This is a genomic window from Levilactobacillus zymae DSM 19395 (assembly GCF_001434115.1).
Taxonomy (GTDB): Bacteria; Bacillota; Bacilli; order Lactobacillales; family Lactobacillaceae; genus Levilactobacillus; species Levilactobacillus zymae.
The window spans coordinates 25442-31457 of sequence record NZ_AZDW01000020.1; the positions used below are offsets into that span (position 1 = coordinate 25442).

The 6016-nt window shown below is 50.9% G+C and carries 11 protein-coding genes; 5 read left to right on the plus strand and 6 right to left on the minus strand.

Translation table 11 applies throughout. The features are described from left to right. Positions 1-160: 160 nt before the first annotated feature. The gene (locus tag FD38_RS04645; RefSeq protein ID WP_057731761.1) at positions 161-430 is read right to left on the minus strand and encodes a hypothetical protein; all 270 of its coding nucleotides are present in this window, start codon (positions 428-430) and stop codon (positions 161-163) included. A gap of 198 nt (positions 431-628) precedes the next feature. Between FD38_RS04645 and FD38_RS04650 the strand changes: the two genes are divergently transcribed. Continuing rightward, positions 629-1048, plus strand: a complete 420-nt coding sequence (locus FD38_RS04650; RefSeq protein ID WP_057731764.1) for a hypothetical protein — start codon at positions 629-631, stop codon at positions 1046-1048. A 53-nt stretch (positions 1049-1101) separates the two neighbouring features. On the opposite strand, the gene FD38_RS04655 is transcribed toward FD38_RS04650, so the two are convergent. After that, positions 1102-1374: a hypothetical protein gene (locus FD38_RS04655; RefSeq protein ID WP_057731766.1), complete on the minus strand. Its 273-nt coding sequence runs from the start codon at positions 1372-1374 to the stop codon at positions 1102-1104. Between the two features lie 280 nt (positions 1375-1654). Between FD38_RS04655 and FD38_RS04660 the strand changes: the two genes are divergently transcribed. After that, positions 1655-2008: a DUF1093 domain-containing protein gene (locus tag FD38_RS04660; RefSeq protein ID WP_057731768.1), complete on the plus strand. Its 354-nt coding sequence runs from the start codon at positions 1655-1657 to the stop codon at positions 2006-2008. 90 nt (positions 2009-2098) lie between these two features. Here the strand turns inward: FD38_RS04660 and FD38_RS04665 are convergent, their stop codons facing one another. Next, positions 2099-2305 carry a hypothetical protein gene (locus FD38_RS04665; RefSeq protein WP_057731770.1) on the minus strand — a complete coding sequence of 69 codons (207 nt, stop codon included), beginning with the start codon at positions 2303-2305 and terminating at the stop codon, positions 2099-2101. Positions 2306-2609: 304 nt separating this feature from the next. Between FD38_RS04665 and FD38_RS12840 the strand changes: the two genes are divergently transcribed. Continuing rightward, entirely contained in the window at positions 2610-2840 is a 231-nt protein-coding gene (locus FD38_RS12840) for a hypothetical protein (RefSeq protein ID WP_083485272.1), read from the plus strand. A gap of 239 nt (positions 2841-3079) precedes the next feature. Here the strand turns inward: FD38_RS12840 and FD38_RS04670 are convergent, their stop codons facing one another. Further along, positions 3080-3274: a hypothetical protein gene (locus tag FD38_RS04670; RefSeq protein ID WP_057731772.1), complete on the minus strand. Its 195-nt coding sequence runs from the start codon at positions 3272-3274 to the stop codon at positions 3080-3082. Positions 3275-3473: 199 nt separating this feature from the next. Between FD38_RS04670 and FD38_RS04675 the strand changes: the two genes are divergently transcribed. After that, entirely contained in the window at positions 3474-3698 is a 225-nt protein-coding gene (locus FD38_RS04675; protein ID WP_057731774.1) for a hypothetical protein, read from the plus strand. Positions 3699-3749: 51 nt separating this feature from the next. Here FD38_RS04675 and FD38_RS04680 read toward each other — a convergent pair whose 3' ends face one another. Together FD38_RS04680 and FD38_RS04685 are read right to left on the minus strand one after the other, a co-directional pair. Continuing rightward, on the minus strand, positions 3750-4640 hold the full coding sequence (locus tag FD38_RS04680; RefSeq protein ID WP_057731776.1) for an RluA family pseudouridine synthase: 891 nt from the start codon (positions 4638-4640) through the stop codon (positions 3750-3752). 69 nt (positions 4641-4709) lie between these two features. Further along, complete coding sequence (locus FD38_RS04685) at positions 4710-5165, minus strand: universal stress protein (RefSeq protein ID WP_057731778.1); 456 nt, start codon at positions 5163-5165, stop codon at positions 4710-4712. Between the two features lie 348 nt (positions 5166-5513). Here FD38_RS04685 and FD38_RS04690 point away from each other — a divergent pair, with 348 nt between their 5' ends. After that, a complete protein-coding gene (locus FD38_RS04690; RefSeq protein ID WP_057731781.1) occupies positions 5514-5882 on the plus strand; it encodes a GntR family transcriptional regulator in 369 nt (122 codons plus the stop codon). The last annotated feature ends 134 nt before the right edge of the window (positions 5883-6016 follow it).

Sequence of the window (6016 nt, forward strand, 5' to 3'; positions counted from 1 at the left end):
ACTTACTTTCAGTGTAGCACCGGGAGAAATTCCACACTAGGCTAAACCGCCAAACGAATTGATATTGTAATAATTGTTATCGGCGATTAATCCGCCAAAAACCGGTTAGTCGGCAAAAAGGATTGGGGGCTATCCCCCAATCCTAAGTCGGTCCGTTGAGTTAAGCGGGAACCGCGGTGACCACGAAAAATTTACACAGGAGAAACAGGAGGGTGAGCAGTGACAGCCAGATGTCCAGCCGGCTCACCCAATTGGTATCGCGGGTGTCTTCGAAGACCGTGAAGTGAAACTGCACGCCAATCAGGCCGCAGAAGAAGACCCCGGACAGCCACAGGGCGTCGTGAATGGCGAGCCCGGCGATTAAAATCGCTAAATTAATGAGAATCATCACGATTTTCGCCAGGGTAACGGGATAGTAAATTTTAGTCATGATGGGACTCCTCCAATCTGCGAACCTAAACTGAGCTAGTCTTGAATATGAGCTTAGCTATAGGATAGAAGAAGGTGGGGGAAGTTGCATCTATTCAGGCTCTAAATGCCTAAGTATGTTCACTAGCTTGCTTTGACGGGAACGCGGTTAGTATTTAGAATTTAAAGATATCAAGTGAATTAATGAGGGGAAAGTAGGATGACTCGAAAACGAATATATCTAAAGGGGCTGTTTCCGGCAGCCTTATTGGTTTTGATCAGTGGTATGGAATTGACAGCCGTTTCCTTTAGCTGGCACCTGAACGGCTGGGACGGGTACTATATATTGAGTTATTTAATCGTTTTCCCGACGGTCTATCGGCGGATGTTCGGTTCGTTCAACCAGACGGCAGATCTGGGCGAAAAGATACAACACCCGCGCGACAACACGGACCAGGAAGCCGTGCGGACCGGATCAGCTTACGCCAACACCGGCCACTTGGGGGTGGCCCGAATCGGGGATGCCGGGGAACACGAATTTGCCGTTGTCCGCTGGGGGACGAGTCTGATTTACCGGCTGTTCTTGGTGGCGGCGGGAATCTTCGTATTGGCCTATCAGTGGGTCAAACAACGACGTTAAATCAAAACCGGTCAGCGGCTTAATGACAGGCGCTGACCGGTTGTTTAATCCATTTAATCGAGCAAAAAGAGGTAGTTTTCCAGGGCGGACACGTCGAGTTCTTGGCCCGCCTGGGTGGCTTGGTCGTCCAAATAGGTGAGCCACTGGCTGCGGGTAGCTTCATCGATGCCGGGATCATCGAAGGTATCGTTGAGGTCGTCGGCAATTTCTTGGTACGCCAGCAAATCGGTGTACAAGACCCGCTGCGTTTCGGGAATCAATAACAGTGCACCATTTTTCTGGGGCAGGGCGAAACATTCGTGGTGGGCCTGAGGGTTGAGCATCATTTGGTCACTTCCTTACGCCTAGTGTACCATTGAGCTTATGCGGAAGCGACTAAATTGTTAACGCTTACACAAATCGTAATAAATTCGGCGAGTTGGTCGTGATGCTGAAGGTGAGCCTGCCAGCGTTTCTAATATTTTCATTAGGGTTAACGGAAAAGGATTGCCCACAACGGGTTCCTCGGTCATATTTAAGGGGGAGCTAAACGGTAGATCACGGGGAACCGTTAGACGGGTGATCGACCGGTAGCTTCCAAATTAAGGTATTTTGGGGGATTATATTTTGGAGAAGTTTGTTGAACGGTATTTAGGACGACTGGCAGTTGGTTTATTGGTCTTGGAAATTTTGGGCCTGGCGGGCTGGTGGGGCTACCGATACGGGGGAACGCACTACGACCTGCGCATCACTCACAGGGTGGGGACGCGGCCGTTAAGTCAGCCCGTCAATTATCAAATTACGGGGTCCATTTACCGGGGCCGCGCGGTGAACGCGGCGGGCCATTCGCGGATGGTGACGTTAAAGACCAACAGTGACAATCCGGGACCGTTTCGGTATGGCCAGTGGGTGCGCGTGACGGTGAATCCCCATTATGGGGTGACCCATTACCGGGTGCTCAAGTCCGCTCAACACCATTAAAATCAAGCGCACGAAACGCCTAACTTGTGAGTTGGGCGTTTTTTGAGTGCATTGAAAAACGACCGCGGAAAGATTCCCACGGTCGTTGGATTAGGCCCGATTAGGCGTGATCAATTTTAGAAAATGACGGGCGGTTCCCACGACACTTAAGCCCATGGCAATGATGAGCAGTAGGCGTAAGGCCAGAGCAATCCCGGACCAGCGATCGGTGATGAGGTTGGTCATGAAGTGAGCGAACAGCCCAGTCAGGTTGGCATAGCAGATTGTGAGCCACAAAGCGCTAAGTTTAGTTTTCATTTATCGTCGTTTCTCCAATACAGTTAGATTAGTGCCGGACGTAGGCCCGACAAAATCAACTATAGCATCTAGGCTAGATTGAAACGGGAACAACGCAAAAATCGTTGGGAAATAGGGCGATTTTGAAACGACAGAGAACGGTAAATAAGGCGTTTATTGGTCGCGAGGCATTAGTAGTTGACCTTCCTCATGATGAATCGCTTAATAGGATTATTTATTTATGATAACTATTAATCAAATGAGTAACTAATGGTCTATACTTAAGGCGTATTTGGATGACAAACTGACTGGGGAGGTCAAAAATTTGCGTCGAAAAACAGGGTGGTTACTTGTCGGGTTATGGGTCCTTTTGATTGGAAACTTTGTCTGGGCGGGGATGACGTTTGGCTGGCGAGTGGTAACCCCCGTAATTGCCTATAATTGGCCGCGGGGACCATTTGGGTGGCCGTTTTTGATTTTGTTCTGGATTTCGGTGATTCGGGGTGTTTACTTTCATGGCGTATTACGTTTATTTACGGGTCACCACGGGGGTTAAACTTTCAGGCTTCAGCAGAACGGATCATGGCATCTTGGGGCAGCCTATTGATGATGGCAGAATTGTCGCCACCAGTCTGGTTTGTGGTGTTAGATGGACACCGGGATGTCAAGGTGATAATGACTCAACAACGCGAGGTGCCATTGGGGTTGCGTGTACGGTATCAGGTCGTTCGCATAGAACTAAAAACAGATTAGGAACGTTTACGATTTGTAAACGTCTCTAATCTGTTTTGGTTTTCATTTTAATGACCGTTTTTCGGCGACCGACTGATGGTTAACCTGCCACAACCCGAAGCCTAATAGCGCCACGCCACCTAAATCCACGACTAATTTCGGACCTACCGGTAGCGTTGTGGCCGTGTGTAAGCCCAGACCTAAAACCAGCAGCAAGCTCAAGCTGTTTCCCCAGCGAGCTAAAAATTGACGAAACATTCGCACCCACTCCTAACAAAACGATAGATGAATTGTGAAGACTGTATCTAATGATTTTAGTATACGCTCATCTGTCGGGACGAGCAAACGATGCTGACAACTAGTTGAGCCTCATACTAGTGTCTGGTATTTAACAACTAAAAACTGCCGTGGTAGACTGAAAATAACAGTATTACCTTGCTTGAAAGGGGAAATCAACATGCGGGTATTGAAGCTGGTTAAATCGGTACGGTTTTGGGTTGCGTTAGTATTGTTGGGCAATCTACGGGGGATTTTTCAAGCAACGCCCGCGCAGGTCAACTGGTGGTTTAGTTTAGTGGTTGGTGGTGGGGCCATCATTCTGTTGGCTTCGGTGGGCCATGATGTTTGGTTGGGGACGGAACACCAACCAAACCACGTTGACCATCAGGGGTATCTGCATTAATTGAAATTAAAAGTGGCCTTCCCGAGTTAGCCAGCCGGGAAGGCCTTATTTTTAACCTAAATTCAATTCATCGAACCCACTGGGGACCGGTGCCGTGATCGTGGTCAGTTCATCGTCCAGGGTAAACGGCTGCGGGAAGGCCAAGCGCCAGCAATGGAGCCGTAAGCGACGACCGTCACCCGGGCCGTAGAGCGGATCACCCACCAGGGGATGACCGCTGGCGGCCAGGTGAACCCGCAGTTGGTGGGTCCGGCCGGTCTCCAACCAGAGCTGAACCAACGTCGCGCCCGGCTGGTGGTCGACCACCCGGTAATGGGTGACGGCGCGTTGGGCGTGGTCGCCGTTGACTTGACGCTTGCGCTTATCCAACGGGTCGCGGCCAATTGGGGCGTCAAAGGTCCCCTCGTCGGTTAGGGTACCGTGGACCCAAGCCAGGTACGTTCGTTGGACTCGCTTTTCAGCAATGTTGCGGACCATCACGGGGACTACGGCTGGCGTCTTGGTCATCAGTAGCGCCCCGGTGGTTTCCTGGTCCAGACGGCTCAGGATGTAGGGCCCCGGCTGGTCCGGCCCCAGGTAGGCCGCCACGTGGTTCAGTGTGGTCCCCCGTTCGCCCGGTTGGTTGGGGTGGGTCTTACTGCCGCGGGTCTTGTTGATGACCAGCAGGTCGGCCGTTTCGTAGAGGACGCTGACCGTGGCCGCGCTGTCCGGGTCGACGGCCGGAAACGGATGCGTGAAGTCGGCCGGCACGAAGGTCAACGTGAGGCGCTCGCCGGGCTGGACCAGTTGGTTCATCGAGCGGTAGTGGTCGTTGACCAGCACCCGCTGACCCACGCGCAGGCTATGAATCAGGTGGCTGGGAATCAGCCAGGCGCTTAGTAACGCGCGGACGGTGCGAGCGGGTTGGTCGAGTGGGTATTTACGGATGTAGGTCCAGTGCATGGTCGTCCTCCTTGAGCAACACAAAAGAACCCGCCGTCCGCAGATGGCAGGTTCTGTCAGTTTAAGCGCTTATTTCGTTTCTTCGGGTTTAACGATCAGCACGTCGCAGATAGCAGAACGGCTGACGTAGTTGGTTACGGAACCGACCATTAACCGTTCGACGGCGGTTAACCCGGTCGAGCCGATGATGATGAGTTCCGTATCGTGGTCCGCTGGGAATTCGCGGGCGATAACCGGCTTAGGATTCCCAAACCGAACGTGGATGCTGACGTCGGGCACACCGGCGTCGATTGCTTGTTGCTTCAGCGCGTTCAGGCGGTCTTGGACATCTTGCGATAACTTGTAGATCACGTCGCCGCTGACAGCGCCACCGTAAGTATCGCTGAATTGGTTGACTTCCAGCACATTTAAAATGTCCAGGTGTGTTTTATTCCGCTTCGCGACTTCAATTGCTTTTTCGAGAACTGGTTGGGTTGCTTTTGAACCATCAACGGGAACCAGAATATTTTGATATTGTTGTAACATAATGGATGCCACCCCTTCACGATGCATATAGAAACCTTACTTATACTATATCATTTATTCCTTACCATGTAAGCCCTTAATTACTGGTGACCGCGATGAAAATGATGAAAATGACTGCCAATCAACTTAAGGCAAACGGCCGGCCACCAGTCGGTTTCCCGGACAACTTGTTGGGATTATTATACCGCACTTTACGGAAGACGGAACACCAGCTAGATGAAAAGGTTGCGAAATTGTTCACGTTCACAATAACCTCCTTTCCAGTTAAATTTGTTCAGGGGGGTTGGCGAATTTTGGGGAATATGTTATTGTGTAATAGAGAAGTAGAACACTATTGAGGTGGGATCAATGCAGTTTGATGATAAGGTACCGATTTACTATCAGATCAAAAACAACCTGTACCACCGGATCGTGGCGGGCGATTTAGCGCCCGGCGAGAAACTGCCCGCAGTACGGCAATTAGCGGTGGACTTGACCGTGAACGTCAACACGGTACAACGGGCCCTTAGTGAGATGGTCACGGAGCAGGTCTTAACATCCAAGCGCGGTGTGGGGAACTTTGTCACGATGGATACGGCAAGGATCACCGCCTTGAAGCAACGGTTGAGTCACGGGTACATCGAACGTTTGTACACGCAACTACACGCGTTGCGGCTGAGCGATGGGGAAATCGTCACAGCCATTCAAGCCTATATCACGGCAAACAAGGAGGAGTAGCAGATGACTGACGCCATTGAGATTACGGATTTAACGTACCGAAAGAATACCAAAACGATTTTGGAGCACGTCAACTTACACCTGAATTATTCACCAGAAACTCCAAAATCCCCATCAAACACATGATTCAAGTG